Here is a 26,964-nt window from a genome sequence, read left to right as displayed (position 1 = left end):
TATCCCAAAAGCATCCGGGAAAGCGGCGCAAGTCATGACCAAGGGGTCGCTGTTTGAAAAAACGTCTGTTCGTCACGGGCCTCAGCGGCTTCGTGGGACAACACATTCAGTCTCGTCTGGCTTCGCCGGGATCGTCGTGGGCGCTGCTGCCTGCCGCATCGGCCTACGACCTTACGAACGCCGACAGCCTCATCGACCTTTGGCCCGAGATGCCGGATGCAGTCATTCATCTGGCCGGACAGACCTTCGTGCCGGAAGCCTTTCGTGACCCGGCCCGCACCCTCGATATCAATCTTTTCGGCACCCTCAACCTGTTGCAGGCGCTCAAGGCTCGCGGCTTTGCCGGCACTTTCCTGTACGTCAGCTCCGGCGACGTTTACGGGCAAGTCGGCGAGCAGCACCTGCCGATCACCGAGCAACAACCGCCGCTGCCGCGCAATCCTTACGCGGTGAGCAAACTTTCAGCGGAGTTCCTCAGCTTGCAATGGGGCCTGAGTGAAGGCTGGCCGGTGCTGGTGGCGCGTCCGTTCAACCACATCGGCACCGCGCAGAAGGACAGCTTCGTGATCGCCAGTGCCGCCCGGCAGATCTGCCGCATCAAACAGAGCCTGCAAGCACCGCAACTGCAAGTCGGCGATATCGACGTGACCCGCGATTTCCTCGATGTCGGCGATGTGATTCGCGCGTACTTCGCATTGCTGGAAAACGGCACACCGGGGCAGGTCTACAACATCTGCTCGGGCCGCGAGCAAAGCATTCGCAGCCTGATCGAGCAATTGGCCGATCTGGCCGAAGTCGACGTTGAACTGGTGCCGGATCCGGCGCGCATGCGTCGCGCCGACCAGCGCCGCGTCTGCGGCAGCCACGCAAAACTGGCCAACGCCACAGGATGGGCGCCAGCCACCACCACACAACAATCCCTGCGGGCGATCCTGTCCGACTGGGAGATGCGAGTACGACAAGAATGACAAAAAGTGCACTGATTACCGGGATCACGGGCCAGGATGGCGCCTATCTGGCCAAACTGCTGCTGGACAAGGGTTACAAGGTTCACGGCCTCGTTGCTCGACGCAGCAGCGATTCACGCTGGCGCCTGCGCGAGATGGGTGTCGAAGCCGACATTGTCTACCTCGACGGCGACATGGCCGATGCCTGCTCGGTGCAGCGTGCGGTAATCAAATCGGCACCGGACGAAGTCTACAACCTCGCCGCACAGAGTTTTGTCGCCGCCTCCTGGGATCAACCGGTGACCACCGGCATCGTCGATGGGCTGGGCGTGACGCACCTGCTCGAAGCGATTCGCCAGTTCAGCCCGCACACGCGCTTCTATCAGGCCTCGACCAGCGAAATGTTCGGCCTGATCCAGGCAGAGCAGCAGGACGAAAACACCCCGTTCTATCCACGCAGCCCTTACGGGGTGGCCAAGCTCTACGGCCACTGGATCACCGTCAACTACCGCGAAAGCTTCAACCTGCACGCCAGCAGCGGCATCCTCTTCAACCATGAATCACCGTTGCGCGGTATTGAGTTCGTCACACGCAAAGTCACCGACGCCGCCGCGCGCATCAAGCAGGGCAAACAGCACGAGTTGGCGCTTGGCAACATTGACGCCAAGCGCGATTGGGGTTTTGCCGGCGATTACGTCGAAGCCATGTGGTTGATGCTGCAACAGGACAAACCCGACGATTTTGTGGTCGCCACGGGCGTCACCACCACCGTGCGCGAGATGTGCCGCATTGCCTTCGATCACGTCGGCCTGAACTACCGCGATTACGTGAAGATCGACCCGGCGTTCTTCCGCCCGGCCGAAGTCGAAGTGCTGCTCGGCAACCCGGCCAAGGCCCAGCGTGTGCTGGGCTGGAAACCGAAAACCGACCTGGATACCTTGATCCGCATGATGATGGATGCGGACATGAAACGCGTCGCCAAGGAGTAGGCCATGCTGATTCCGGTGATTCTGTCCGGCGGTGCCGGCACCCGTTTGTGGCCGGTGTCCCGCGAGGGCCACCCCAAGCCGTTCATGGCCCTGCCCGACGGCCAGTCGCTGCTGGGCAAGACCTACCAACGTGCGGCGGCGTTGCTGGACGGCTGGGGCGACATCGTCACGGTGACCAACCGCGAGTATTACTTCCAGAGCAAGGATCACTATTGCGCGGCTCAGGTATCGCGCCATCGCGGGCACTTTCTGCTGGAGCCGAGCGGGCGCAATACCGCACCGGCGATCGCAGCGGCAGCACTGTCATTGCAGGCGCTGCATGGTGACGACGCAATCATGGTGGTGATGCCGGCGGATCATTTGATCGTCAATCAGGACGCCTTGAAGTGTGCGGTCGAGCACGCAGTGAATCTGGCGAAGGACGGTTATCTGGTGACCTTCGGCGTGGTCCCTACCGCGCCGGAAACCGGCTTCGGCTATATCGAAACCGGTGCGCCGCTGGACGCCAGAGGCGCGGCCAAGGTGCAGCGCTTCGTCGAGAAACCCGACCTGCAGACCGCCACGCATTACCTGGAGAGCGGCAACTTCCTGTGGAATTCGGGGATGTTCTGCTTCACCACCGCGACGCTCATTGCCGAACTGCAACTGCACGCACCCGAGTTGCTGGAACAGACCCGCGCCTGCATGGCCGTCAGCGCACCGGTCGAAACGGTCGGCTGCCTGCAACAGGAGTTGTCGTCGACCCTGTTTGCCGAAATCACCGACATCTCCATCGATTACGCGCTGATGGAGCGCTCGGAAAAAGTCGTGGTGGTGCCTGCCGGTTTCGACTGGAGCGACATCGGTTCGTGGAGCGCGGTCGCCGCGCTGATTCCCGCCGATGCCGACAACAACCGCGCCAGCGGCGAAGCGATCTTCATCGACAGCCACAACAACTTCGTGCAGAGCGAAGGCCGGCTGGTGGCAACCGTCGGTGTGGATAACCTGATCATCGTCGACACCGCCGACGCGGTGCTGGTGGCCCATGCCGACCGTGCGCAGGATGTACGCCGCGTGGCGAAGCAACTCAAGGACAAGTCCCACGAAGCCTATCGCCTGCATCGTACGGTCAGCCGTCCGTGGGGCACCTACACCGTTCTGGAGGAAGGCCCGCGTTTCAAGATCAAGCGCATCGTGGTCAAACCCGGTGGCAAGTTGTCGTTGCAGATGCACCATCATCGCAACGAACACTGGGTAGTGGTCGAAGGCATGGCCAAGGTCACCAACAACGGTTCCGGCACGACCCTGGTCGCCAAGAATGAATCAACGTTCATCGCCGCCGGCCACAAGCATCGCCTGGAGAACCCCGGGGTGATCGACCTGGTCATCATTGAGGTGCAAAGCGGCGAATACCTGGGCGAGGACGATATCGTTCGCTTTGAAGATCAATACGGCAGGACGCTCTGAATGCTGCTTTCCCTGTACCGCTCGCTGCGCAGCTACCGTGGATTCATCCTCGGCAGCGTGCAGCGCGAGTTTCAAGCGCGTTATCGCAATTCGCTGTTCGGCGCGCTATGGCCGATTTTCAATCCGCTGTCGATGATCATTGTCTACACGGTGATCTTTTCCCAGATCATGCGCGCACGTTTACCGGGTGTGGACGACAGCATGGCCTACAGCGTCTACCTGTGCGCTGGTCTGCTGGCCTGGGGACTGTTTTCCGAAATAACCCTGCGCAGTCAGAACATGTTTCTGGAAAACGCCAACCTGCTGAAGAAAATCAGCTTCCCGAGGATCTGCCTTCCGGCGATTGTATTGATCAATGCCGGGATCAATTTCGCCATCATCATCAGCCTGTTTCTCGGTTTTCTGCTGATCACCGGACGCTGGCCGGGAATGGCTTTGCTGGCGCTGATTCCGCTGATTGCTCTGCAAATGATGTTCTGCGCCGGGCTGGGCATGGTCCTTGGCGTGTTGAACGTGTTCTTTCGCGATGTCGGCCAGTTGTTCGGCATCTGCCTGCAGTTCTGGTTCTGGCTGACACCGATCGTCTACCCGATCACGATCCTGCCGGAATGGGTGCAGCGCCTGCTGCAACTCAACCCGCTGACCAACCTGTTCAGCAGTTATCAGAACCTGTTTCTCTACGGTCAGTGGCCGGTATGGAGTTCGCTGCTGCCGGTTTTCATTACTGGCGTGGTGTTCTGTCTGATCGGTCTGCGGCTGTTTCGCCAGCGCGTCGGCGAAATGGTGGATGAACTCTGATGGGACATATTCGCGTCACCGGCCTGGGCAAGGCCTATAAGCAATACCCAAACCGCTGGGCACGGCTGGCCGAGTGGCTGATTCCGTTTTCGCCGCTTCGGCATCAACAGCACTGGGTACTGCAAGATGTCGAATTCGAGATTGCTCCGGGTGAAGCGGTGGGTATCGTCGGCGCCAACGGAGCAGGCAAAAGCACCTTGCTGAAAATGATCACCGGCACCACTCAACCCACCCGGGGCAGGATTGAATTGCAGGGTCGCGTCGCAGCGCTGCTGGAGCTGGGCATGGGTTTCCACCCGGACTTTACCGGTCGGCAGAACGCAATCATGGCCGGTCAGTTGTTGGGCATGCAGCTTGAAGAAATCCAGGCCCTGATGCCCGATATCGAGCGTTTTGCCGAAATCGGCGAAGCCATCGATCACCCGGTCCGCACTTACTCCAGCGGCATGCAGATGCGTTTAGCGTTCAGTGTCGCCACCGCCCGGCGCCCGGACATCCTGATCGTTGACGAAGCGCTGTCGGTGGGCGATGCCTATTTCCAGCACAAGAGCTTCGAACGCATCCGCAGCTTTCGCAAATCCGGCACGACGTTATTGATCGTGTCCCATGATCGCTTCGCGATTCAGTCGATTTGCGACTCGGCGATCCTGCTCAAGGATGGGCGCGTGGCCATGCGCGGCAAACCGGAGCCGGTTCTCGATTATTACAATGCGCTGATGGCCGAACGTGAGGGTCAGGTCGTTCGCCAGGAAACGCTCGCCGGCGGCGAGGTGCAAACGGTCTCCGGCACCGGCGAGGCGGCGATTCTGAGCGTACGCCTGCTCGATGAAAACCAGCGCAGCATTGAGGCTGTCGAAGTCGGCCAACCGGTGGTGCTCGAAGTGCAGGTCGAAGTGCGCAAGGACATCGAACGGCTGGTGCTGGGCTTCATTCTCAAGGATCGCCTCGGCCAGATGATGTACGGCATCAACACCCACCGGCTGAACAAGGCATTGACCGATCTGCGCGCCGGTGAACGCTTCACCTATCGCTTCGCCTTCATCATGGGCCTGGGCAAAGGCAACTATTCGGTGTCGCTGAGCCTGTCGCGTCTGGACTCACATCTGGATCGCAATTTCGAGTGGCGTGACTACGGGATGGTGTTCCAGGTGATCAACAGCCGTCGGGAAGACTTCGTCGGCTGTACCTGGCTGGACGCCAAAACCACCATCAGCCGCGACACCGAGGCCCTGTCTGTCGAGCGCGCGCCATGACCCGCCTGCTGGTCGAATGCACTCACGTATTCAAACACCCCAAGGTCAATTCCGGAATCCAGCGCGTGGTGCGCAACGTCGTCAAGCAATTGCCGGCCAGTGCGCAAGGGGTCGAGTGCCTGCCAGTGGTGGTGATCAACGGCCAGCTCTATCGTGTGCTGAGGTTGGCGCCGCTCGACGCGCCGTTCCTGAATGCTCTGCAAACCTTCGGCGAACGCCTGGAGCGCCTGGCTCATCGTTTCTGGCAGTGGCACCAGCGCCGCGATGCGCGATGCACTTCGAAAGTGTCCCGAGGGCTGCTGTATGTTGGCTATCAACTCACGCAAATCGGCGTATTCGGCTTGCCGATACGATTGAGCCGGCAGATCAATCGCAGGCAGTTGCTCAAACGTTGTTCGCCGCTGCAACATCAGCAGGGCGATCAATTGGTGCTGCTGGATTCCTCATGGCACTCGGACTTTTTCGCCCACGTCGAACAGCTCAAACGCGACGGAGTCGGCGTGATCGCCGTGGTTTACGACCTGATTCCGCTGACACATCCGCAGTTTTACGACACGCGTCTGGTTGAGGTTTTCAACGAATGGTTCGACTGGATCACTCGCACCGCTGACGGCTACATGGCGATTTCGGCCACCGTGCGCGATCAGGTGCACGGCGAATTGCAGCGCAGAATCGGCGCTGACCAGACTGACAGTCGCTGGTTTGATTTCTTCCATCTGGGTTCCGAACTCGATCTGCATCACAGCGCAGCATCGGTCGAACCACGCCTCAAGAATCTGTTCGCCGGGTCCGAAGCGATCTTTCTGATGGTCAGCACCATCGAGCCGCGCAAGAACCATGGGTACCTGCTCGACGCCTTCGAACGCGCCTGGGCTGCCGGCTCGACGGCACGCTTGTGCATCGCTGGGCGTATCGGCTGGAAATGCGAGGCGCTGCTCGAGCGAATCCGCAATCATCCGGAACTGAATCGGCGCCTGTTCATGTTCAATGACCTGAGCGACACCAGCCTGGAATACGCATATGCGCAGGCCAGTGCGCTGGTCTTCCCCTCGTTCGTCGAAGGCTTCGGCCTGCCGCTGGTGGAAGCGATGCAACGCGGGTTGCCGGCAATGGGCAGCGACATCGCGGTATTCCGCGAAATCGGTGGCGAGTTCATGGCTTATTTCGATCTGCAGGACCCACAAAGCCTTGCCGATCTGATCGAAACCTATCAGCGCAGCGGACAGTTTCCCGCCGCCCGCGAGGTCGCTGACTGGCGCTGGATCGGCTGGCGCGAGGCCAGTGAGCAATTGGCGACCCGCAGTCTTGAAAATATTTTGCAGGCCCCGCGCGTGCAAGCGAGGCCGCATGCGCATTGCTCTTAACGCCCGCATCCTGCAAGCGCCGCGCACCGGCATCGGCCACTACGTCGCCGAACTGGTCAACGCCTTGCGCAGCGAACCTGATGTGGACGTAAGCCTGTTTCATGGCTGGGGCTGGAGTTCGGCCCTGCCGGACGCGGCCATGCCCGGCTACTCGCGCATGACGCCATTGCTGCGAAAAATTCCCGGGGCCTATCAGGCACGCCGCTGGCTGGAGCAGAAACGTTTCGATCAGGTGCGTGCACAAAAGATTGATCTTTATCACGAGCCAAGCCTGTGGCCGCTGGCCTTCGACGGCCCGACCGTGATCACCCTGCATGATCTGACGCACCTGCATTTTCCAGAAACCCAGCCACCTGCACGTTTGAGGGAAATCGAACGTCGTCTGGCCGCCGGTGTGGAGCAGGCGCGGGTCATTCTGACCGATTCGCAGGCGATCGCTGACGAGGCGCAGGCCTACTTCAATCTCCCTGCACAGCAATTCGTTGTGGCGCCGTTGGGTGTGTCCGAGCGCTTCCGTCCCCGGCCACTTGAGGAAATCGACAGTGTGCTCAAGGCTCACGCGGTCCAGGCACGGGAATATTTCCTCTGTGTCGGGACTCTGGAGCCGCGCAAGAATCTGAGCCTGGCGTTGCAGGCCCACGCCCTGCTGCCCGACGCCGTGCGCCAGCGCTTTCCCTTGTTGATTGCAGGCATGGCCGGGTGGCAGCGCGAACAGTTCAACGAGCCACTGCGCCAGGCACTGGCCAGCGGCCACGTGTGCCTGCTCGGCTATCTGCCCGATGAGCAATTGGCGCAACTGCTGGCCGGCGCCCGGGCGCTGGTATTTCCATCGCTGTATGAGGGCTTTGGCTTGCCGGTGCTGGAAGCCATGGCCAGCGGCACGCCGGTGGTGACCACCCGTTCCTCGGCGATGCCGGAAGTAGCCGGCGAGGCTGGCAACTATATTGAAGCGAACGATGCCGAGGGCTTGCGCGATGCAATGAGCCGTCTGCTTGACGACTCGCTGCATTGGCAGGCCTGCCGCGAAGCAGGATTGCAGCAGGCGCGGCTTTTTTCCTGGCAACGTTGTGCACAGGCCACGGCCGGTGCCTACCGCCAGGCCATGGGAGGTTGAATGCGTGTTCTTCATTTTTTCAAGACTTACCTGCCCGACTCATTCGGCGGCATTGAACAAGTCGTCTTCCAACTATGCGAAAGCGGCGTTCAGCACGGCATCGAAGCGCAAGTCCTGACTCTCAGCACGGATCCGACACCACGGGTCATGCAGTTGGGCCAGCATGAAGTGCACCGGGCGAAACTGGATATCCAGTTCGCCTCGACCGGGTTTTCCTGGAGCGTGTTCAAGCAGTTCCGCGAGTTGGCCGCCGAGGCCGATGTGATCAACTATCACTTCCCATGGCCATTCATGGATCTCGTGCACTTCGCCAGCTCCCTGAACAAACCCAGTGTGGTCACCTATCACTCGGACATCATTCGGCAAAAACACCTGCTCAAGTTGTACCGACCGCTGATGCAACGATTCCTGGCCAGCGCCGACCGAATCGTCGCCGCATCGCCCAACTATTTGCACACCAGTGATGTACTGCAGCAGTTCCAGGAAAAGACTCGCGTCATTACCTACGGCTTGAACAAGGCAGGTTATCCACAACCTGACGGTGAGCGGATGAACCGCTGGCGTCAGCAAGTCGGGGACAAATTTTTCCTTTTCGTTGGGGTGATGCGTTATTACAAAGGCTTGCATATCCTGCTCGACGCGCTCAAGCAGGCGGACTACCCGACAGTCATCGTCGGCGCCGGCCCGCTGGAGCTGAAGCTGCGCGCTCAGGCCACTGCACTTGGCTTGCGCAACATCCATTTCGTCGGACGCCTGGACGATGAAGACAAAGTCGCGCTGCTGCAATTGAGCTACGCGTTCGTCTTTCCTTCGCACTTGCGCTCCGAGGCCTTCGGCATCTCGTTGCTCGAAGGCGCGATGTACGGCAAGCCGATGATTTCCAGTGAGATCGGCACCGGTACCAGTTTCATCAATATCCACAACGAAACCGGTCTGGTGGTGCCGCCCAGTAATCCACAGGCATTCAGCGAAGCCATGCGCACGTTATGGGAAAACCCCGAGCGCGCAGCCGCCATGGGCATCAAGGCAGAAGCGCGTTATCGGCAGTTGTTCACTGCCGACGTGATGGGCCGCAAGTGGACTGAGTTGTATCAGGAATTGCTGGCAGAAAAGGCGCTGTCCTACGCGTGAACATGACCCGCCTTCAGAGGACGCGAATTGGCTCGCGTCTGCGAAGGCGGAATGTCACGCGGTCTTCTGCAAGCCGGCGACAGTGCGCGGCATCGCAACGAAACCCGGCAATGCTTCGATCCGTGCCAGCCAGGCGCGAACGTTGGCGTAGTCGTCCAGCGAGACATTGCCCTCCGGGGCATGCGCAATGTAGCTGTAGGCAGACACGTCAGCGATGGTCGGCTCTTCGCCCGCCAGATACGCAGTTTTACCCAACTCCAGCTCCATGACCTTGAGCAGGTTGTGCGCACGGCCAATGACTTCCTCGGCATTCAGTTGCGCACCAAACACCGTGATCAGGCGTGCCGCCGCCGGGCCAAATGCAATCGGTCCCGCCGCTGCCGACAGCCAGCGCTGCACATGCGCTGCGTCCACCGGGTCGGCCGGCAGCCAGCGTCCGTTGCCATATTTCTGCGCCAGATAAACCAGAATCGCATTGGAATCGGCCAGCACCACGCCGTTGTCATCAATCGCCGGCACTTGGCCAAAGCTGTTGATCGCCAGGTACTGCGGCTGCTTGTGCTCACCTTTGGCCAAATCGACGAAGATCAGCTCGGTCGGCAGTTGCAGCAGCGACAGCATCAACTCGACGCGGTGGGCGTGACCGGAACGGGGAAAGTTGTAGAGTTTGATCGCTTGCATGGTCGACTCCGCTGAAAAGTGACGTCGCTACGGGAATGAGCGCGCCGATGGAGTCATCATCTATGGGTTGCCGGAACAACAGAATAACCAGCCGCTGCAATCGATTATTTCATCTCGTGCAATAACGCCGCTGCGCTCAAGGCCGGATGCTCGCGTAGCGCCTTCACGGCGAAGTCGACAAAACTGCGGATCCGCGCCGGTGCCTTGCGCCCGCCCTGATAAACCACATGGATCGGCAACGGCGGCAATTCAAACTCGGCGAGGACGATTTCCAGCTCCCCCGCCGCGACTTTGTCCGCCACTTGATAGGACAGCACTCGCGTCAGGCCCAGGCCTTTGCGCGCAGCGGTGATCGCCGACTGATTGGCCGTGACGGTCAGGCGCGGTTCGGTGCGCACACTGAGTGCTTCACCGCCGTCGAGAAACGGCCAGTTGCGTTGCTGACCGATCGCCGACGTCGCCACCACCGGCAGCCCGGCCAATGCCTGCGGATGCTCCGGGCGGCCATGTTCAGCCAGAAACCCCGGCGAAGCGCAGATTACCCGCCGCACTTCCCCAACTCGGATCGCATGCTGATTGCTGTCCGGCAGCTCACCGATGCGTACCGCGACATCAATGCCCTCCTCGACCATGTTGACCACCCGATCCAGCAACAACGCGTTGATCGACACATCCGGATAACGACAGAGGTAATCGGCCATCACTGGCGTCACGAACAGATCGCCGAACAACACCGGCGCAGTAATCGTCAACTGCCCGCGCGGCAAGGCATGGCTGCCCGCCGCCGAATCCTCGGCCTCCTGCACCTCGGCAAGAATCCGCCGGCAGTCATCGAAATAACGCTGCCCGGCTTCGGTGAGATGCACGGTGCGCGTGGTACGCACCAGCAGCTGCGTACCGATATGCTGCTCCAGCGCCGCTACCGCCCGGGTGACGCTCGCCGCCGACAGCCCCAGACGCCGCGACGCCGCCGAAAAGCCTTGCTCCTGGGCGACGACAACGAAGATCTGCATTTCCTGAAAGCGGTCCATGGGATTCCTCGGCGCGGATACGACAATCGCAGCCGAGGCTGCGATTGTGGGAGAGCTTAGATCAACGGTGGATAACTTATTCCACGGTGACCGATTTCGCCAGGTTGCGCGGCTGATCAACGTCGGTGCCCTTGAGCACGGCGACGTAATACGACAGCAGTTGCAGCGGGATCGTATAAAGGATCGGCGAGAGAATGTCGTGGATGTGCGGCATTTGCACCACGTGGGTGCCTTCGCCGTTGGTCATCGCAGCCTTCTCATCCGCGAACACGATCAACTCGCCGCCGCGAGCGCGGACTTCCTGCAGGTTGGATTTGAGCTTCTCCAGCAGTTCGTTGTTCGGCGCGACGGTCACCACTGGCATGTCGTTATCCACAAGTGCCAGCGGCCCGTGTTTGAGCTCGCCGGCCGGGTAGGCTTCGGCATGGATGTAGGAGATCTCCTTGAGCTTCAAGGCACCTTCCATTGCTACCGGGAATTGCGCGCCGCGGCCGAGGAACAGGGTGTGGTTTTTCTCGGCAAACAGCTCGGCGATTTTTTCCACGGTGCTGTCCATCGCCAGCGCTTCGCCGAGGCGAGTCGGCAGGCGACGCAGTTCTTCGACCAGCGTGGCTTCGACGCCATTGGCCAGAGTGCCGCGCACCTGACCCAGCGACAAAGTCAGCAGCAACAGGCCGACCAGTTGCGTGGTAAAGGCTTTGGTCGAGGCCACACCGATTTCGCGGCCGGCCTGGGTCAAAAGAGTCAGGTCGGATTCACGCACCAGCGAGCTGATGCCGACGTTGCAGATCGCCAGGCTGGCGAGGAAGCCCAGCTCTTTGGCATTGCGCAGGGCCGCGAGGGTGTCAGCGGTTTCGCCGGACTGCGAGATGGTCACGAACAGCGTGTCCGGCTGCACCACCACTTTGCGATAACGGAATTCACTGGCGACTTCCACCTGGCACGGGATGCCGGCCAGTTCTTCGAGCCAGTAACGCGCGACCATGCCGGCGTGATAACTGGTGCCGCAGGCAACGATCTGCACGTTGCGCACTTTGGCAAACAGCTCGGCAGCTTGTGGACCGAAGGCCTCAACCAGCACTTGATTGTTGCCCAGGCGACCTTCGAGGGTGCGCTGGACCACGGCCGGCTGCTCGTGGATTTCCTTGAGCATGTAGTGGCGGAACTCACCCTTGTCGGCGGCTTCGGCACCGTCGGTGTACTGCACGGTCTGGCGCTCGACAGCGTTGCCGTTCACGTCCCAGATCTGCACGCTGTCGCGACGGATTTCAGCGATATCGCCTTCTTCCAGGTACATGAAGCGGTCAGTGACCTGACGCAGAGCGAGTTGGTCGGAAGCGAGGAAGTTCTCGCCCAGACCCAGGCCGATCACCAATGGACTGCCACTGCGCGCGGCGACCAGGCGATCCGGTTGGCTCGCATTGATCACCGCCAGACCGTAGGCCCCGTGCAGTTCCTTGACGGTTGCCTTGAGCGCTGCAGTCAGGTCCGGTTGTTCCTTGAGCTTGTGGGTCAGCAGGTGCGCGATGACTTCAGTGTCGGTGTCCGAGCTGAAAGAGTAACCCAAGGCTTTGAGTTGTTCGCGCAGAGCTTCGTGGTTCTCGATGATGCCGTTGTGCACCACTGCAATGTCACCGGAAAAATGCGGGTGAGCGTTGCGCTCGCACGGCGCGCCATGGGTCGCCCAACGGGTGTGGGCGATACCGAGACGACCGGACAGCGGCTGTTCGGCCAGGGCGGTTTCCAGCTCACTCACCTTGCCCGGACGGCGCATGCGTTCCAGGGTCTGGTCATTGGTATAAACCGCCACACCGGCGCTGTCATAGCCGCGGTATTCGAGGCGCTTCAGGCCTTCGAGAAGGATGGCGGTGATATTACGTTCAGCTACAGCGCCGACAATGCCACACATGGTTATTTCTCCTGACTGACAGCCGCACAGATCAACGTGATCCCACGGGCCTGAAGCTGATCGCGTGCCTCGACAGACAGGCGATCATCGGTAATGAGGGTATGGATGCTGCTCCAGGGCAGCTCCAGGTTGGGAATCTTGCGACCGATCTTGTCGGCCTCGACCATGACGATGACTTCTCGCGCAACGTCGGCCATCACCCGGCTGAGGCCGAGCAGTTCGTTGAAGGTCGTGGTACCGCGCACCAGATCGATACCGTCGGCGCCGATGAACAGTTGGTCGAAGTCGTAAGAGCGTAGTACCTGCTCGGCGACCTGGCCCTGAAAGGATTCCGAGTGCGGATCCCAGGTGCCACCGGTCATCAGCAGCACCGGCTCGTGTTCCAGTTCGCTCAAGGCGTTGGCAACATGCAGCGAGTTGGTCATCACCACCAGACCCGGTTGCTGGCCCAGCTCGGGAATCATCGCGGCGGTGGTGCTGCCGCTATCGATGATGATACGCGCGTGCTCGCGGATGCGTTTGACCGCCGCGCGAGCGATCGCCTGCTTGTACTTGGAAATACTCTGCGCCGTTTCTGCGACCAGCTCTTGCGGCATGGTGATCGCCCCGCCGTAACGACGCAGCAACAGACCATGGGTTTCCAGCGCCGCGAGATCCTTGCGAATCGTAACTTCGGAAGTTTCGAAACGCTTGGCCAGCTCGTCGACACTGACTTCGCCCTGCTCATTGAGCAAGGCGAGGATGTTATGGCGACGTTGAGGAGTATTGCGCTTGGACATGGCAGCTTAAGTTTCGATTCGAAAGATAACGCAAGCAATGAAACTCTATCGAAAGGTTGCCGTCAAGACGCGGGGAGAAAAATTCAGAAAGATTGAAATGACTGTGGGAGCGAGCCCGCTCGCGAAAGGAGTCTCAGCCACTGAAGACGTGACCGGATAACCGCATTCGCGAGCAGGCTCGCTCCTACAAAGGATTGTGGATAAATCAGGATTTTTTGATTTTTTCCGGCCGCTTCCAGCCGTCGATGTTCTTCTGGTGGGCTCGGCCTACCGCCAACTGAGCGTTATCCACATTTTGCGTGATGGTCGATCCGGCCGCAGTGGTTGCACCGTTGGAGATATCCACAGGGGCGACCAGCGAGTTGTTGGAGCCGATGAAAACGTCAGCGCCCAACACGGTTTTCCACTTGTTGGCGCCATCGTAGTTGCAAGTGATGGTGCCGGCGCCGATGTTGGTGCGTGCGCCGATTTCTGCATCGCCCAGATAGGTCAGATGGCCAGCCTTGGCACCCTCGCCCATGTGTGCATTTTTCAGCTCAACGAAGTTACCCACATGGGCGCGCGCTTCGAGCACAGTGCCCGGGCGTAAACGCGCGAAGGGACCAGCGTCACTGCCTTCACCGAGAATGGCGCCTTCTATATGACTGTTGGCCTTGATTACCACGCCTTTGCGCAGGGTGCTGTCCTTGATCACGCAGTTCGGGCCGATCTGTACGTCGTCTTCAATGATGACCTTGCCTTCGAGGATCACGTTGATGTCGATCAGCACATCGCGACCGACGCTGACTTCGCCGCGTACGTCGAAGCGGGCCGGGTCACGCAGGGTCACGCCCTCAGCCATCAGGCGGCGGCCGGCGCGCAACTGGTAATGACGCTCCAGTTCAGAGAGCTGCTTGCGATCGTTGGCGCCCTGCACTTCCATCGGGTCGTGCGGTTGTTCGGTGGCGACGACCAAACCATCGCTGACCGCCATTTCGATCACGTCGGTGAGGTAGTACTCGCCCTGCGCGTTGTTGTTCGACAGGCGACTCATCCAGTCTGCCAGCCGATTGGCCGGCACAGCGAGGATGCCGGTGTTGCCTTCGGTGATCGCACGTTGCGCTTCGCTGGCGTCTTTGTGCTCGACGATTGCCGCGACCTTGCCGTCAGCATCACGCACGATGCGGCCGTAACCGGTCGGGTCATCCAGCTCGACAGTGAGCAAACCCATCTGGCCCGGCACGACATGCTTGAGCAGACGTTGCAGGGTTTCGACTTCGATCAGCGGCACATCACCGTAAAGAATCAGCACGGTGTCGGCATCAATGAACGGCACCGCCTGGGCGGTGGCATGGCCAGTGCCCAGTTGCTTGTCCTGCAACACGAAATTCAGGTCATCAGCTGCCAGCCGCTCACGCACCACATCGGCACCGTGACCGATCACCACGTGAATGCGTTGTGGATCAAGTTGCCGAGCGCTGTGGATAACATGGCCGAGCATGGAATTGCCGGCAATCGGGTGCAGCACCTTGGGCAGCGCCGAGCGCATGCGCGTGCCTTGACCGGCCGCGAGGATAACGATTTCGAGAGACATGACTGGCTACCAATCCTGGGTGGTCAGCAACTGCGACCGGGTTTGAAATTCGGAAAAGAAAAAGGGTAGCCGAGGCTACCCTTTTTTATCAATCGCACAACAAGCGGATGACGGATTAACCGCCAAACTTCTTGCGGATCTGCTGGACGGTGCGCAGCTGGGCTGCAGCCTCGGCCAGACGAGTGGCAGCGGCGCCGTAATCGAAGCCCGCGCCTTTTTCGTTCAGGGCATTCTCGGCAGCCTTGAGAGCTGCCTGAGCCTGAGCTTCATCCAGGTCGGCGGCACGTTGCACGGTATCGGCAAGTACCTTGACCATGTTCGGCTGAACCTCGAGGAAACCACCGGAGATGTAGAACACCTCGGCTTCCCCGCCTTGCTTGATCAGGCGGATCGGACCCGGCTTGAGATTAGTGATCAGCGGCGCGTGACCCAGAGCGATACCAAGATCACCCAGTGCACCGTGCGCAATCACCATCTCGACCAGGCCGGAAAAGATTTCCCCTTCCGCGCTGACGATATCGCAATGGACTGTCATAGCCATCTGATTGCCTCAACCTAAATTAGCGCCCGTTGCCGGGCGCCGGGATTACAGTTTCTTGGCTTTCTCGATCGCTTCTTCGATGCCGCCAACCATGTAGAACGCTTGTTCTGGCAGGTGGTCGTAGTCACCGTTGAGGATGCCTTTGAAGCCAGCAATGGTGTCTTTCAGGGAAACGTATTTACCCGAAGCACCGGTGAAGACTTCAGCCACGAAGAACGGCTGCGACAAGAAGCGCTGGATCTTACGAGCACGGTTAACCAACTGTTTGTCGGCTTCCGACAGCTCGTCCATACCCAGGATCGCGATGATGTCTTTCAGCTCTTTGTAACGCTGCAGAACATACTGAACGCCGCGAGCGGTGTCGTAGTGGTCCTGACCGATCACGTTCGGGTCCAGCTGGCGCGAAGTCGAATCCAGTGGATCTACCGCTGGGTAGATACCCAGGGAAGCGATGTCACGGGACAGAACGACGGTGGCGTCCAAGTGGGCGAAGGTGGTCGCTGGCGACGGGTCGGTCAAGTCGTCCGCAGGTACGTATACCGCTTGGATCGAGGTGATCGAACCTTCCTTGGTCGAAGTGATACGTTCCTGCAGAACGCCCATCTCTTCAGCCAGGGTCGGCTGGTAACCTACTGCCGAAGGCATACGGCCCAGCAGTGCGGATACTTCAGTACCGGCCAGGGTGTAACGATAGATGTTGTCGACGAACAGCAGAACGTCGTTACCTTCGTCACGGAACTTCTCGGCCATGGTCAGGCCGGTCAGTGCTACGCGCAGACGGTTTCCCGGCGGCTCGTTCATCTGACCGTAAACCAGTGCCACTTTGTCCAGAACGTTGGAGTCCTTCATCTCGTGGTAGAAGTCGTTACCCTCACGAGTACGCTCACCCACACCGGCGAACACGGAATAACCGCTGTGCTCGATGGCGATGTTACGGATCAGTTCCATCATGTTTACGGTTTTGCCTACACCGGCACCACCGAACAGACCGACTTTACCGCCCTTGGCGAACGGGCAGACCAGGTCGATAACCTTGATGCCGGTTTCCAGCAGGTCGTTGCCGCCTGCTTGCTCGGCGAACGAAGGTGCTGCGCGGTGAATGCCCCAGCGCTCTTCGGTGTCGATCGGGCCAGCTTCGTCGATCGGGTTACCGAGGACGTCCATGATCCGGCCCAGGGTCGCTTTACCGACCGGTACGGAGATGGCTGCGCCAGAGTCGGTGACTTCCAGACCGCGCTTCAAGCCCTCGGTGGAACCCATCGCAATGGTACGCACCACGCCGTCGCCCAGCTGCTGCTGAACTTCCAGGGTGGTTGCGGCCGCGCTTTGTACAGTCAGCGCGTTGTAGATGCTCGGTACGCTGTCGCGTGGAAATTCCACGTCGATAACGGCGCCGATGATTTGAACGATACGTCCGCTACTCATAGCTGGATCCTCTGAATATTTGAACCGTTAAACCGCGGCAGCGCCGCCGACGATTTCCGAGATCTCTTGGGTGATCGCAGCCTGACGCGCCTTGTTGTAGATCAGCTGCAAATCGCTGATCAAATCACCGGCGTTGTCGGTAGCGTTCTTCATCGCGATCATCCGCGCAGCCTGTTCAGCCGCGTTGTTCTCGACCACCGCCTGGTAGACCTGCGACTCGACGTAACGGACCATCAAGCCGTCAAGCAGCTCTTTGGCGTCCGGTTCGTAGAGATAGTCCCAGTGGTGCTTGAGATCCTGATCCGGGGTTGCCACCAGTGGAATCAACTGCTCCACGGTAGGCTGTTGCGTCATGGTGTTGATGAACTTGTTGGACACCACGGACAGGCGGTCGATACGGCCGTCCAGGTAGGCATCCAGCATCACCTTGACGCTGCCGATCAGATCATTGATCGACGGCTCTTCACCCAGGTGGCTGATAGCTGCAACGACGTTACCGCCGAAGTTGCGGAAAAAGGCCGCACCCTTGCTACCGACTACACACAGATCAATCTCGACGCCGTTTTCGCGGTTTACCGCCATGTCCTTGACCAGGGCCTTGAACAGGTTGGTGTTCAAGCCGCCGCACAGACCACGGTCACTGCTCACGACGACATAACCGACGCGCTTGATTTCGCGGTCGATCATGAACGGGTGGCGGTATTCCGGGTTGGCGTTGGCCAGATGCCCAATTACCTGGCGGATACGCTCCGCATAAGGACGGCTAGCAGCCATGCGCATTTGTGCCTTGCGCATTTTGCTGACCGCCACTTTTTCCATGGCGCTGGTAATCTTTTGCGTGCTTTTGATGCTCGCAATCTTACTGCGAATCTCTTTTGCGCCTGCCATGTAACACCTATCAGGTTAGCAAGCGGGAGCCTCGCGGCTCCCGCTGCGGCTTACCAGGTTTGGGTGGCCTTGAACTTCTCGATACCGGCTTTCATGCCAGCGTCGATTTCGTCATTGAAGTCACCTTTAACGTTGATCTTGGCCATCAAATCGGCGTGATCGCGGTTGAAGAAAGCAATCAGCGCTTGTTCGAAGCTGCCGACCTTGGCGATTTCAATGTCAGTCAGGAACCCACGCTCAGCGGCATACAGCGACAGCGCCATGTCAGCGATCGACATTGGTGCGTATTGCTTCTGCTTCATCAGCTCGGTAACGCGCTGACCATGCTCAAGTTGCTTGCGGGTCGCTTCGTCCAGGTCAGAAGCGAACTGGGCGAATGCCGCCAGTTCACGGTACTGAGCCAGAGCGGTACGGATACCACCGGAGAGCTTCTTGATGATCTTGGTCTGAGCGGCACCACCCACACGGGATACCGAAACACCGGCGTTCACTGCAGGGCGGATGCCCGAGTTGAACATGGCCGATTCCAGGAAGATCTGACCGTCGGTGATGGAAATCACGTTGGTCGGAACGAACGCGGAAACGTCGCCAGCCTGGGTTTCGATGATCGGCAGTGCGGTCAGGGAACCGGTTTTGCCGGTCACTGCGCCGTTGGTGAACTTCTCTACATATTCTTCCGAAACGCGGGATGCGCGCTCCAGCAGACGGGAGTGGAGATAGAACACGTCGCCTGGGTAAGCTTCACGGCCTGGTGGACGGCGCAGCAGCAGGGAAATCTGGCGGTAAGCCACTGCCTGCTTGGACAGATCGTCATAAACGATCAGCGCGTCTTCACCGCGGTCGCGGAAGAATTCACCCATGGTGCAACCGGAGTACGGTGCCAGGAATTGCAGCGCAGGAGATTCCGAAGCACTGGCAGCCACGATGATCGTGTTGGCCAGGGCGCCGTTTTCTTCCAGCTTGCGAACCACGTTGGCGATGGTCGATTGCTTCTGACCGATGGCTACGTAGACGCAGAAAATGCCGCTGTCTTTCTGGTTGATGATCGCGTCGATCGCCAGAGCGGTTTTACCGATCTGACGGTCACCGATGATCAGCTCACGCTGGCCACGGCCGACAGGGATCATGGCATCGACAGCCTTGTAGCCAGTCTGTACAGGCTGGTCTACCGACTTACGCCAGATCACGCCTGGAGCAACTTTCTCGACCGCGTCGGTCTCGGTGTTGCCCAGTGGACCTTTGCCGTCAACAGGGTTACCCAGAGCATCGACTACGCGGCCCAGCAATTCCTTACCAACAGGAACTTCGAGGATGCGGCCGGTGCACTTGGCGCTCATGCCTTCAGCCAGCGACTGGTAGGAGCCCAATACCACGGCACCTACGGAGTCCTGCTCCAGGTTGAGGGCCATACCGTAGACGCCGCCCGGAAACTCGATCATCTCGCCGTACATGACGTCGGCCAGACCGTGAATCCGCACGATGCCGTCAGATACGCTGACGACAGTGCCTTCGTTACGGGCTTGGGAGGTCACATCGAGTTTGTCGATGCGGCCCTTGATAATTTCACTTATTTCGGAAGGATTGAGTTGCTGCATTGCTCTGCTGCCCCTTCAAACTCAAGATTTCAATGCTTCGGCAAGTTTCGCGATTTTGCCGCGAATCGAGCCATCGATAACCAGGTCGCCGGCGCGGATCACGACACCACCAATCAAGGCAGCGTCCTCCGCAACTTGCAGGCGCACTTCCCGGTTGAGTCGTGCACTGAGAACCTTGGCGAGTTTGTCTTGCTGTTCTTGGTTCAATGCAAATGCACTGGTTACTTCAACGTCTACCGATTTCTCTTGTTCGGCCTTGTACAGGTCGAACAGAGCGGCGATCTCCGGCAGAAGCAGGAGACGGTCGTTCTCGGCAACGACGTTGATGAAATTGCGTGCCTTTTCATCAAACTTGTCGCCGCACACGTCAATGAACGTGGCGGCCTTTTCTGCGCTCGTCAGTCGCGGGGCCTTGAGCACGCGCTGCAGGGTGTCGTCTTGCGACACCGCTGCTGCCAGGCCGAGCATGGCTGACCAATTGGCCAGTTGCTGGTGGGCCTGAGCGTGCTCGAAGGCCGCCTTAGCGTAAGGTCGGGCCAACGTGGTCAGTTCTGCCATGATCGCCCTCGCTTAGATTTCAGCAGCCAGTTGGTTAACCAGCTCTGCGTGCGCGTTTTGATCGATTGTGGCACCCAGGATCTTCTCGGCGCCGCCAACAGCCAGCAAGCCCACTTGGGCACGCAGCTTGTCTTTGACGCTGTTCAGTTCCTGTTCGATCTCGGCTTGAGCCTGAACCTTCACACGGTCAGCGTCGATACGGGCTTTTTCAACAGCCTCTTCGACGATCTGGTTACCGCGTTTCTTGGCTTGCTCGATGATTTCAGCTGCCTGAGCTTTCGCTTCGCGCAGTTGCTGACCCGCTTTCTCTTGGGCCAACTCCAGGTCGCGAGCTGCACGGCTGGCAGCGTCCAGACCATCAGCGATCTTCTTTTGACGTTCGTGCAGAGCAGCGATGACCGGAGGCCATACATACTTCATGCAGAACAGTACAAAAATCAGGAACGCAACGGACTGGCCAATCAGGGTCGCATTAATGTTCACGCCAACACCTCGCAGTTACGTTGTCCATCACACCAAATTACCCGGAAGATCCGAGTAATCAGCCAGCGATCTGACCAACGAACGGGTTCGCAAAGGTGAAGAACAGAGCGATACCAACACCGATCATGGTTACGGCGTCGAGCAGACCGGCAACGATGAACATTTTTACTTGCAGCATTGGAACCATTTCTGGCTGACGCGCTGCGCCTTCCAGGAACTTGCCGCCCAGCAGGCCGAAACCAATTGCGGTACCCAGTGCGCCCAGGCCGATCAACAGTGCAACAGCGATAGCGGTTAGACCAACTACAGTTTCCATCTTTCCTCCCGACTTTTACGTCGTATGGTTTAGGTTTTTTAGATTAAAGCGGTAAAACAAATCGTTTCAGCTGCCCCGCAAGGAGCTCCCTCCCGTTTGACCGGGAGGAACATCAGACTAGTCGAGACTGGTCTTAATGGTTTTCTTCGTGCGCCATCGACAGGTAGACGATGGTCAGCATCATGAAGATGAACGCCTGCAGGGTGATGATCAGGATGTGGAATACAGCCCACGCCCACTGCAGAACTACGCCCAGGCCGCTGAGCCAGAGCAGGCCGCTGCCGAACATCACAGCGATCAGAATGAACACCAGCTCGCCGGCATACATGTTGCCGAACAGACGCAGAGCCAGAGAGATCGGCTTGGCGATCAGGGTGACGAATTCCAGCAGGAAGTTCACCGGGATCAGCAGGGCCTGAACGAAGATGTTCTTGCTGCCGAACGGGTGCAGGGTCAGTTCGCCGATGAAGCCGCCGATGCCCTTGACCTTGATGCTGTAGAAAATGATCAGTGCGAACACCGAGAACGCCATGCCCAGAGTCGCGTTCGGGTCGGTAGTCGACACGGCGCGGAACGGGATGTGGGCATCGCCGGAGATCAGGATGGCCAGCTGAGGAATCCAGTCGACCGGTACCAGGTCGACGGCGTTCATCAGGAACACCCAGACGAAGATGGTCAGTGCCAGCGGTGCAATCACCGGGCTACGGCCATGGAAGCTGTCTTTCACGCTGCCATCGACGAATTCGACCAATACTTCAACGAAGTTCTGCAAGGCACCCGGCTGACCCGAAGTCGCTTTCTTTGCCGCCATGCGGAAAAGAAGAACGAAGATCAGACCCAGCGCGACCGACCAGCCGAGGGTATCGACGTGGAAAGCCCAGAAGCCCATTTCCTTGGCTTCTGCTGCGGTGTGGGCAAAGCCCCAGCCGCCGTTGGGTAGCTGACCGAAAGTCAGGTTCTGCAAGTGGTGCTGGATATAGCCCGAAGCGGTTGTCTCTGCCATGGTTGCCTCAAACGCCCTAAGGTCTCGAAAGTCTTGTTCTCATCAGCAGGGGAGCGAACCAGCTGACCGACTGCGTCAGCACGAACACGCCGAATACTGCGATCGGCGCCAGTGGCTTCACACCTGCGAACACCAGTGCAAACAGCACTGCCGTCAAAATAAGTTTGCCTGCCTCGCCGGCATAAAAAGACCGGACGATGGACTGGGCTGCTCGGGCGCCGGAAAACCGAAATGCCCTGTGAGCGAAATAAACATTGGGCAGCAAGGCTATCAGGCCTCCGCAAAGTCCCGAGTATCCGGCAACGACTCCATGCCATTGCCAGAGCGCCAAAGCGGCAATGAGCAGAATGACAAATTGAGCCATCAACACCGGAAAAACCGCCAGGCGATGGAAAGGCAAGCGGTTTGGCGTGCGGGTTTCCATCACAGTTGCTCTCCAATGGTCGGCTGCCGAAATTCAATAACTTGGCATAATTTGTGCCGACAAAATGCGCGCAGAGTATAGGGGCGGTTCTGCCCCTATTCAACTGTCAGGTAGTGATTTCCGACTGCGCGCTACATGAGGAAATGTTTCAGCGGATGTGTGCGAGCACACCTTGAAGCTCGTCGAGCGAGTTATAACCAATCACCAATTGGCCTTTGCCCTTCTTGCCATGGCGAATCTGCACCGCAGAGCCTAGGCGCTCGGCCAGGCGCTGCTCGAGGCGAGCGATGTCCGGGTCGGGTTTTGCAGCTTCCACAGGCTCCGGTTTGCCACTCAACCACTGACGAACCAGTGCCTCGGTTTGGCGCACGGTCAGTCCTCGTGCGACAACATGTCGCGCCCCTTCGACCTGCTGATTGTCCGGCAGACCGAGCAAGGCACGCGCGTGACCCATTTCCAGGTCACCGTGCGACAGCATGGTCTTGATCACTTCGGGCAGTGCAATAAGTCGCAACAGGTTAGCCACAGTCACCCGCGACTTACCCACAGCCTCGGCAACCTGCTGCTGAGTCAGCTGGAATTCCTGCTGCAAGCGCTGCAAGGCGACGGCTTCTTCGATCGGGTTGAGGTCTTCACGCTGGATGTTCTCGATCAGCGCAATCGCAATGGCGGTTTCATCCGGCACATCGCGAACCATCGCCGGGATGGTTTCCTGCCCGGCCTGCTGACTGGCGCGCCAGCGGCGTTCACCGGCAATGATCTCGAAGCGACCGCCGCCAATCGGGCGCACCACGATCGGCTGCATCACACCTTGGGCCTTGATCGACTGCGCCAGCTCTTCCAGGGCCTGCGGGTCCATGTCACGGCGCGGCTGATATTTGCCGCGCTGCAGCAGGTCCAGCGGCAGGTGTTGCAGTTCGCGGGTGTCGGCCTGCGCGGCTTGTTCTTCCAGCGCGCTGACCGTCGGACCACTCAGCAGTGCATCCAGTCCACGTCCGAGACCTCGTTTCTTGACGGCCATGGGGATTCCTTAAGTTGGCTGAGCAGCAGCAATGCGTGAATTTTTGCGCTGACGACGAACCATCTCGCCTGCCAGAGCCAGATAGGCCAGGGCACCACGCGATTGCTTGTCGTAAGCCAGCGCCGGCATGCCGTAGCTCGGTGCTTCGGCCAGGCGAATGTTGCGCGGGATCACCGTGTCGTACAGCTGATCGCCGAAGTGTTCCTTGAGCTGCGCCGAAACATCGTTCATCAGGCTCAGGCGCGGGTCGTACATGGTCCGCAGCAGGCCTTCGACTTTCAGGTTCGGGTTGAGCAGCTCGGCGATGCGCTTGATGTTATCCACAAGGTCGCTCAAACCTTCCAGCGCAAAGTATTCGCACTGCATGGGGATAATCACCCCGTCAGCGGCGACCAGTGCGTTGAGTGTGAGCATCGACAGCGACGGTGGGCAGTCGATCAAAATGTAATCGTAGTTGTCACGGATCGGCGCCAGCGCGCTGCGCAGACGGCTTTCCTTCATCTGCATTTCCAGCAGCACCACTTCGGCCGCGGTCAGATCGCGGTTGGCCGGCAGCAATTGATAACCGCCGTGCTCGGAGAAGTGCATGGCCTGACCCAGGTCGCATTCACCGATCAGCAGATCGTAGACCGAGTTTTCCAGACCATGTTTATCCACACCGCTACCCATGGTGGCGTTGCCCTGTGGATCGAGATCGATCAACAGCACCCGGCGCTTGGTCGCGACCAGGGATGCTGCGAGGTTGATGCAGGTGGTGGTCTTGCCCACACCACCCTTCTGGTTCGCTATCGCGAATACCTTAGCCATTCTTGCTTGTGTTCCCAATCATGCCGTGCGGCGCAGTATCAGCAGATGGCGTTGGCCTTGGCAACCGGGGACGGCCAGGGCGTGTTCGCTATCGAGTTTGAAATCTGCCGGCAATGCTACCAGCTCATCGGCCGGATGAACGCCCTTCATTGCCAGCCAGCGTGTATCGGCATCGCCCAAGTGGCGAGTCCAGTTGGTGAAGTTTTCCATGCTGCTGAAGGCCCGGGAAATGATCCCGTTGAATGGTTGCGCAGGCTGGAACGCTTCGACGCGACTGTGGATAACTTGCAGGTTATCCAGCTTCAGCTCCAGTTTGACCTGAGTCAGAAAGCGGGTTTTCTTGCCGTTGCTGTCCAGACAGGTCACCTGCGAGTCCGGATACAGGATCGCCAGCGGGATACCAGGCATGCCACCGCCACTGCCGACATCGAGCCAGCGACCGTTTTCGATAAACGACATCACGCTGAGACTATCGAGCAAGTGCCGCGAAACCATTTCATCAGGATCGCGCACGGCGGTCAGGTTGTAGGCCTGGTTCCATTTGATCAACAGGGCCAGATAACCCAGCAGCAATTCGTGCTGGGTTTCTGTGAGATTGACACCGAGCTCGCGGGCTCCTGTGGATAACTCTTCGGCGTGTTGCGAAGTGACCTTGGCACTCAAGCGCTTTGCTCCAACTGACGGCCCGCGCCGCGTTTTTTCAAATGAATCATCAACAGCGAAATCGCTGCCGGGGTCACGCCCGGGATCCGCGAAGCCTGGCCCAGCGTTTCGGGACGTGTGGCGCCGAGCTTGCTCTGGATCTCCTTGGACAGGCCGGAGATGTTGGTGTAATCGATATCCACAGGCAATTTCGTGTCTTCGCTGGCGCGCAGACGGGCGATTTCGTCCTGTTGGCGGTCGATGTAACCGGCGTATTTGGTCTTGATCTCAACCTGCTCGGCGACCTGTGGATCTTCGGCGCCCTGCCCGGTCACTTCGACCAGACCGGCGTAGTCGATTTCCGGACGGCTCAACAGGTTGAGCAGGTTGTATTCGTGAGTCAGCGGTGTGCCGAATTTCTCGGCAATCGCATCGCCCTGCGGGGTGTTCGGCCGCACCCAAGTGCTTTTCAGACGCTGTTCTTCAAGCTCGATGCTTTCGCGTTTCTTGCAGAAGGCCGCCCAGCGCGCGTCATCGACCAGCCCGAGCTCGCGACCTTTTTCGGTCAGACGCAGGTCGGCGTTGTCTTCGCGCAGAATCAGGCGGTACTCGGCGCGGGACGTGAACATACGGTACGGCTCTTGGGTACCGAGGGTGATCAGGTCGTCGACCAGAACGCCGATGTACGCTTCATCGCGGCGCGGACACCAGGCTTCTTTGCCCTTGGCCCGCAGCGCAGCGTTGGCCCCGGCGAGCAGACCTTGAGCGCCGGCTTCTTCGTAACCGGTGGTGCCATTGATCTGCCCGGCGAAGAACAGACCGCCGATGACTTTGGTTTCCAGGCTGTACTTCAAATCGCGCGGATCGAAGTAGTCGTACTCGATCGCATAACCCGGACGCACGATGTGCGCGTTTTCCATACCGCGGATCGACTGCACGATCTGCAATTGCACGTCGAACGGCAGGCTTGTGGATATCCCGTTCGGATACAGCTCATGGGTGGTCAGACCTTCCGGTTCGATGAACACCTGATGGCTTTCCTTGTCGGCAAAGCGATGAATCTTGTCTTCGATCGACGGGCAATAACGCGGGCCGACGCCCTCGATCTCCCCGGCAGCGGAATACATCGGCGAACGATCGAGGTTCGCCGCGATGATTTCGTGGGTGCGGGCATTGGTATGGGTGATCCAGCAGCTGACCTGACGCGGATGCTGCTCCTTGCTGCCCATGAACGACATCACCGGGATCGGAGTGTCACCCGGCTGCTCGGTCATCACCGAGAAATCCACAGATTTGCCATCAATACGCGGCGGTGTACCGGTCTTCAGGCGCCCGACACGCAATGGCAACTCACGCAGACGGTGGGCCAGAGCAATCGACGGTGGATCACCGGCGCGACCGCCAGAGAAATTCTGCAAACCAATGTGGATAAGTCCACCGAGGAATGTACCGGTGGTCAACACCACGGAATCGGCGAAGAAACGCAGACCCATCTGTGTGACGACACCACGGACTTGCTCCTGCTCGACGATCAGGTCGTCAGCAGCCTGTTGAAATATCCACAGGTTTGGCTGGTTTTCGAGGATTTCGCGGACAGCGGCCTTATAGAGAATTCGGTCGGCTTGCGCACGGGTGGCCCGTACTGCCGGGCCTTTGCGGCTGTTCAACACACGAAACTGGATGCCGCCCTTGTCGGTAGCCATGGCCATCGCGCCGCCGAGGGCATCGATTTCCTTGACCAGATGGCTTTTGCCGATGCCACCGATGGCCGGGTTGCAACTCATGGCGCCGAGGGTTTCCACGTTATGCGTCAGCAACAGGGTTTTTGCCCCCATGCGTGCTGACGCCAGTGCTGCCTCGGTACCGGCATGACCGCCGCCGATGACGATCACTTCAAAACGGGAAGGGAAATCCACCACGCACCTCGTGCCTGCTTAAGTAGGTCATTCAGGAAATATTGAAACCAGGTTTCTGGACCTGGTCGGCAAGTATAGGGACTTCGCCCTTTCTAAAGAACCCTTTGCACAAAATTTAACCAGCTGTGGAGAACTCGAGGTTAAAAGAATAAAAAAGAGAGAAATTTATAAAACCTTTGTTTTTATGTTTATTCTTACTGCGCACCATTTCTGTGGATAGATCTCTACAGGCCATGTTTTACAATGTGTACAGAGATTAAAAAACCTGTGCTCATGTGGCAATGAGGCCCTTGGATAACCGGTGTAAGCCTGTGGATGAAAGGGGTGGTT

Annotated in this window: 26 protein-coding genes; 8 read left to right on the top strand and 18 right to left on the bottom strand. The window is 59.0% G+C overall.

Going from position 1 to position 26,964, the window contains the following annotated elements; genetic code table 11:
- Window positions 1-53: 53 nt before the first annotated feature.
- The 8 genes from ACZZ0K_RS24060 to ACZZ0K_RS24025 are packed head-to-tail and all read left to right on the top strand — an operon-like array spanning window position 54 to window position 9,042.
- Window positions 54-968: a GDP-mannose 4,6-dehydratase gene (locus ACZZ0K_RS24060; RefSeq protein WP_258707373.1), complete on the top strand. Its 915-nt coding sequence runs from the start codon at window positions 54-56 to the stop codon at window positions 966-968.
- A complete protein-coding gene (gmd, locus tag ACZZ0K_RS24055; protein ID WP_105704732.1) occupies window positions 965-1,936 on the top strand; it encodes a GDP-mannose 4,6-dehydratase in 972 nt (323 codons plus the stop codon). The genes ACZZ0K_RS24060 and gmd overlap by 4 nt, the downstream gene beginning before the upstream one ends.
- A 3-nt stretch (window positions 1,937-1,939) precedes the next feature.
- Window positions 1,940-3,382, top strand: coding sequence for a mannose-1-phosphate guanylyltransferase/mannose-6-phosphate isomerase (locus ACZZ0K_RS24050; protein WP_252885066.1), 1,443 nt, complete (start codon window positions 1,940-1,942; stop codon window positions 3,380-3,382).
- On the top strand, window positions 3,383-4,180 hold the full coding sequence (locus ACZZ0K_RS24045) for an ABC transporter permease (RefSeq protein WP_258707374.1): 798 nt from the start codon (window positions 3,383-3,385) through the stop codon (window positions 4,178-4,180). It abuts the gene before it with no gap.
- A complete protein-coding gene (locus ACZZ0K_RS24040) occupies window positions 4,180-5,433 on the top strand; it encodes an ABC transporter ATP-binding protein (protein ID WP_258707375.1) in 1,254 nt (417 codons plus the stop codon). Before ACZZ0K_RS24045 ends, ACZZ0K_RS24040 begins: the two co-directional genes overlap by 1 nt.
- Window positions 5,430-6,797 (top strand): glycosyltransferase family 4 protein, encoded by a 1,368-nt coding sequence (locus ACZZ0K_RS24035; RefSeq protein ID WP_150743178.1) that lies wholly within the window; start codon window positions 5,430-5,432, stop codon window positions 6,795-6,797. The genes ACZZ0K_RS24040 and ACZZ0K_RS24035 overlap by 4 nt, the downstream gene beginning before the upstream one ends.
- Window positions 6,781-7,911 carry a glycosyltransferase family 4 protein gene (locus ACZZ0K_RS24030; protein WP_150743179.1) on the top strand — a complete coding sequence of 377 codons (1,131 nt, stop codon included), beginning with the start codon at window positions 6,781-6,783 and terminating at the stop codon, window positions 7,909-7,911. The genes ACZZ0K_RS24035 and ACZZ0K_RS24030 overlap by 17 nt, the downstream gene beginning before the upstream one ends.
- On the top strand, window positions 7,912-9,042 hold the full coding sequence (locus tag ACZZ0K_RS24025; RefSeq protein ID WP_150743180.1) for a glycosyltransferase family 4 protein: 1,131 nt from the start codon (window positions 7,912-7,914) through the stop codon (window positions 9,040-9,042). It begins immediately after the preceding gene.
- Window positions 9,043-9,096: 54 nt separating this feature from the next.
- Here ACZZ0K_RS24025 and ACZZ0K_RS24020 read toward each other — a convergent pair whose 3' ends face one another.
- The 18 genes from ACZZ0K_RS24020 to mnmG form a co-directional block, all read right to left on the bottom strand.
- Window positions 9,097-9,723 carry a glutathione S-transferase family protein gene (locus ACZZ0K_RS24020; RefSeq protein ID WP_258707376.1) on the bottom strand — a complete coding sequence of 209 codons (627 nt, stop codon included), beginning with the start codon at window positions 9,721-9,723 and terminating at the stop codon, window positions 9,097-9,099.
- Window positions 9,724-9,827: 104 nt separating this feature from the next.
- Window positions 9,828-10,754 carry a LysR family transcriptional regulator gene (locus ACZZ0K_RS24015; RefSeq protein ID WP_041476539.1) on the bottom strand — a complete coding sequence of 309 codons (927 nt, stop codon included), beginning with the start codon at window positions 10,752-10,754 and terminating at the stop codon, window positions 9,828-9,830.
- Between the two features lie 76 nt (window positions 10,755-10,830).
- A complete protein-coding gene (gene glmS / locus ACZZ0K_RS24010) occupies window positions 10,831-12,663 on the bottom strand; it encodes a glutamine--fructose-6-phosphate transaminase (isomerizing) (protein WP_252868518.1) in 1,833 nt (610 codons plus the stop codon).
- Window positions 12,664-12,665: 2 nt separating this feature from the next.
- Window positions 12,666-13,442, bottom strand: a complete 777-nt coding sequence (locus tag ACZZ0K_RS24005) for a DeoR/GlpR family DNA-binding transcription regulator (RefSeq protein WP_016772409.1) — start codon at window positions 13,440-13,442, stop codon at window positions 12,666-12,668.
- Between the two features lie 205 nt (window positions 13,443-13,647).
- Complete coding sequence (glmU, locus tag ACZZ0K_RS24000) at window positions 13,648-15,015, bottom strand: bifunctional UDP-N-acetylglucosamine diphosphorylase/glucosamine-1-phosphate N-acetyltransferase GlmU (RefSeq protein ID WP_463559494.1); 1,368 nt, start codon at window positions 15,013-15,015, stop codon at window positions 13,648-13,650.
- A gap of 115 nt (window positions 15,016-15,130) precedes the next feature.
- A complete protein-coding gene (locus tag ACZZ0K_RS23995; RefSeq protein ID WP_463559493.1) occupies window positions 15,131-15,556 on the bottom strand; it encodes a F0F1 ATP synthase subunit epsilon in 426 nt (141 codons plus the stop codon).
- Between the two features lie 45 nt (window positions 15,557-15,601).
- Entirely contained in the window at window positions 15,602-16,981 is a 1,380-nt protein-coding gene (gene atpD, locus ACZZ0K_RS23990; protein WP_016772406.1) for a F0F1 ATP synthase subunit beta, read from the bottom strand.
- Between the two features lie 27 nt (window positions 16,982-17,008).
- On the bottom strand, window positions 17,009-17,869 hold the full coding sequence (atpG, locus tag ACZZ0K_RS23985) for a F0F1 ATP synthase subunit gamma (RefSeq protein WP_007911960.1): 861 nt from the start codon (window positions 17,867-17,869) through the stop codon (window positions 17,009-17,011).
- A 50-nt stretch (window positions 17,870-17,919) separates the two neighbouring features.
- Window positions 17,920-19,464, bottom strand: a complete 1,545-nt coding sequence (gene atpA / locus ACZZ0K_RS23980) for a F0F1 ATP synthase subunit alpha (RefSeq protein ID WP_016772405.1) — start codon at window positions 19,462-19,464, stop codon at window positions 17,920-17,922.
- 21 nt (window positions 19,465-19,485) lie between these two features.
- Window positions 19,486-20,022, bottom strand: coding sequence for a F0F1 ATP synthase subunit delta (locus ACZZ0K_RS23975; RefSeq protein ID WP_016772404.1), 537 nt, complete (start codon window positions 20,020-20,022; stop codon window positions 19,486-19,488).
- Window positions 20,023-20,034: 12 nt separating this feature from the next.
- Window positions 20,035-20,505 (bottom strand): F0F1 ATP synthase subunit B, encoded by a 471-nt coding sequence (locus ACZZ0K_RS23970; protein ID WP_016772403.1) that lies wholly within the window; start codon window positions 20,503-20,505, stop codon window positions 20,035-20,037.
- A 58-nt stretch (window positions 20,506-20,563) separates the two neighbouring features.
- A complete protein-coding gene (gene atpE, locus ACZZ0K_RS23965; RefSeq protein ID WP_003097235.1) occupies window positions 20,564-20,821 on the bottom strand; it encodes a F0F1 ATP synthase subunit C in 258 nt (85 codons plus the stop codon).
- A 133-nt stretch (window positions 20,822-20,954) separates the two neighbouring features.
- Window positions 20,955-21,824: a F0F1 ATP synthase subunit A gene (gene atpB / locus ACZZ0K_RS23960; RefSeq protein ID WP_016772402.1), complete on the bottom strand. Its 870-nt coding sequence runs from the start codon at window positions 21,822-21,824 to the stop codon at window positions 20,955-20,957.
- Window positions 21,825-21,840: 16 nt separating this feature from the next.
- Complete coding sequence (locus ACZZ0K_RS23955; protein ID WP_016772401.1) at window positions 21,841-22,248, bottom strand: F0F1 ATP synthase subunit I; 408 nt, start codon at window positions 22,246-22,248, stop codon at window positions 21,841-21,843.
- 148 nt (window positions 22,249-22,396) lie between these two features.
- A complete protein-coding gene (locus ACZZ0K_RS23950; RefSeq protein WP_007960777.1) occupies window positions 22,397-23,269 on the bottom strand; it encodes a ParB/RepB/Spo0J family partition protein in 873 nt (290 codons plus the stop codon).
- 9 nt (window positions 23,270-23,278) lie between these two features.
- A complete protein-coding gene (locus ACZZ0K_RS23945) occupies window positions 23,279-24,076 on the bottom strand; it encodes a ParA family protein (protein ID WP_016772400.1) in 798 nt (265 codons plus the stop codon).
- An 18-nt stretch (window positions 24,077-24,094) separates the two neighbouring features.
- Window positions 24,095-24,739 carry a 16S rRNA (guanine(527)-N(7))-methyltransferase RsmG gene (gene rsmG, locus ACZZ0K_RS23940; protein WP_016772399.1) on the bottom strand — a complete coding sequence of 215 codons (645 nt, stop codon included), beginning with the start codon at window positions 24,737-24,739 and terminating at the stop codon, window positions 24,095-24,097.
- Window positions 24,736-26,634 carry a tRNA uridine-5-carboxymethylaminomethyl(34) synthesis enzyme MnmG gene (mnmG, locus tag ACZZ0K_RS23935; protein WP_123441913.1) on the bottom strand — a complete coding sequence of 633 codons (1,899 nt, stop codon included), beginning with the start codon at window positions 26,632-26,634 and terminating at the stop codon, window positions 24,736-24,738. The genes rsmG and mnmG overlap by 4 nt, the downstream gene beginning before the upstream one ends.
- Window positions 26,635-26,964 lie beyond the last annotated feature (330 nt).

The organism is Pseudomonas sp. AC255 (genome assembly GCF_979258175.1).
The sequence above is the reverse complement of the archived record's forward strand: the minus strand, read 5'-3'. Positions and strand labels throughout refer to the sequence as shown.

Bases quoted from the DNA above. Each gene is read 5' to 3' on its own strand.
- ACZZ0K_RS23945 (WP_016772400.1), bottom strand. From the start codon at position 24,076: ATGGCTAAGGTATTCGCGATAGCGAACCAGAAGGGTGGTGTGGGCAAG.
- ACZZ0K_RS23955 (WP_016772401.1), bottom strand. From the start codon at position 22,248: ATGGAAACCCGCACGCCAAACCGCTTGCCTTTCCATCGCCTGGCGGTT.
- ACZZ0K_RS23995 (WP_463559493.1), bottom strand. From the start codon at position 15,556: ATGGCTATGACAGTCCATTGCGATATCGTCAGCGCGGAAGGGGAAATC.
- ACZZ0K_RS24030 (WP_150743179.1), top strand. From the start codon at position 6,781: ATGCGCATTGCTCTTAACGCCCGCATCCTGCAAGCGCCGCGCACCGGC.
- ACZZ0K_RS24015 (WP_041476539.1), bottom strand. From the start codon at position 10,754: ATGGACCGCTTTCAGGAAATGCAGATCTTCGTTGTCGTCGCCCAGGAG.
- atpD (WP_016772406.1), bottom strand. From the start codon at position 16,981: ATGAGTAGCGGACGTATCGTTCAAATCATCGGCGCCGTTATCGACGTG.
- ACZZ0K_RS23975 (WP_016772404.1), bottom strand. From the start codon at position 20,022: ATGGCAGAACTGACCACGTTGGCCCGACCTTACGCTAAGGCGGCCTTC.
- glmS (WP_252868518.1), bottom strand. From the start codon at position 12,663: ATGTGTGGCATTGTCGGCGCTGTAGCTGAACGTAATATCACCGCCATC.
- atpA (WP_016772405.1), bottom strand. From the start codon at position 19,464: ATGCAGCAACTCAATCCTTCCGAAATAAGTGAAATTATCAAGGGCCGC.
- glmU (WP_463559494.1), bottom strand. From the start codon at position 15,015: ATGTCTCTCGAAATCGTTATCCTCGCGGCCGGTCAAGGCACGCGCATG.
- atpG (WP_007911960.1), bottom strand. From the start codon at position 17,869: ATGGCAGGCGCAAAAGAGATTCGCAGTAAGATTGCGAGCATCAAAAGC.
- ACZZ0K_RS24025 (WP_150743180.1), top strand. From the start codon at position 7,912: ATGCGTGTTCTTCATTTTTTCAAGACTTACCTGCCCGACTCATTCGGC.
- atpB (WP_016772402.1), bottom strand. From the start codon at position 21,824: ATGGCAGAGACAACCGCTTCGGGCTATATCCAGCACCACTTGCAGAAC.
- ACZZ0K_RS24050 (WP_252885066.1), top strand. From the start codon at position 1,940: ATGCTGATTCCGGTGATTCTGTCCGGCGGTGCCGGCACCCGTTTGTGG.
- ACZZ0K_RS24005 (WP_016772409.1), bottom strand. From the start codon at position 13,442: ATGTCCAAGCGCAATACTCCTCAACGTCGCCATAACATCCTCGCCTTG.
- atpE (WP_003097235.1), bottom strand. From the start codon at position 20,821: ATGGAAACTGTAGTTGGTCTAACCGCTATCGCTGTTGCACTGTTGATC.
- ACZZ0K_RS24045 (WP_258707374.1), top strand. From the start codon at position 3,383: ATGCTGCTTTCCCTGTACCGCTCGCTGCGCAGCTACCGTGGATTCATC.
- gmd (WP_105704732.1), top strand. From the start codon at position 965: ATGACAAAAAGTGCACTGATTACCGGGATCACGGGCCAGGATGGCGCC.
- ACZZ0K_RS24040 (WP_258707375.1), top strand. From the start codon at position 4,180: ATGGGACATATTCGCGTCACCGGCCTGGGCAAGGCCTATAAGCAATAC.
- ACZZ0K_RS23950 (WP_007960777.1), bottom strand. From the start codon at position 23,269: ATGGCCGTCAAGAAACGAGGTCTCGGACGTGGACTGGATGCACTGCTG.
- ACZZ0K_RS24020 (WP_258707376.1), bottom strand. From the start codon at position 9,723: ATGCAAGCGATCAAACTCTACAACTTTCCCCGTTCCGGTCACGCCCAC.
- ACZZ0K_RS24035 (WP_150743178.1), top strand. From the start codon at position 5,430: ATGACCCGCCTGCTGGTCGAATGCACTCACGTATTCAAACACCCCAAG.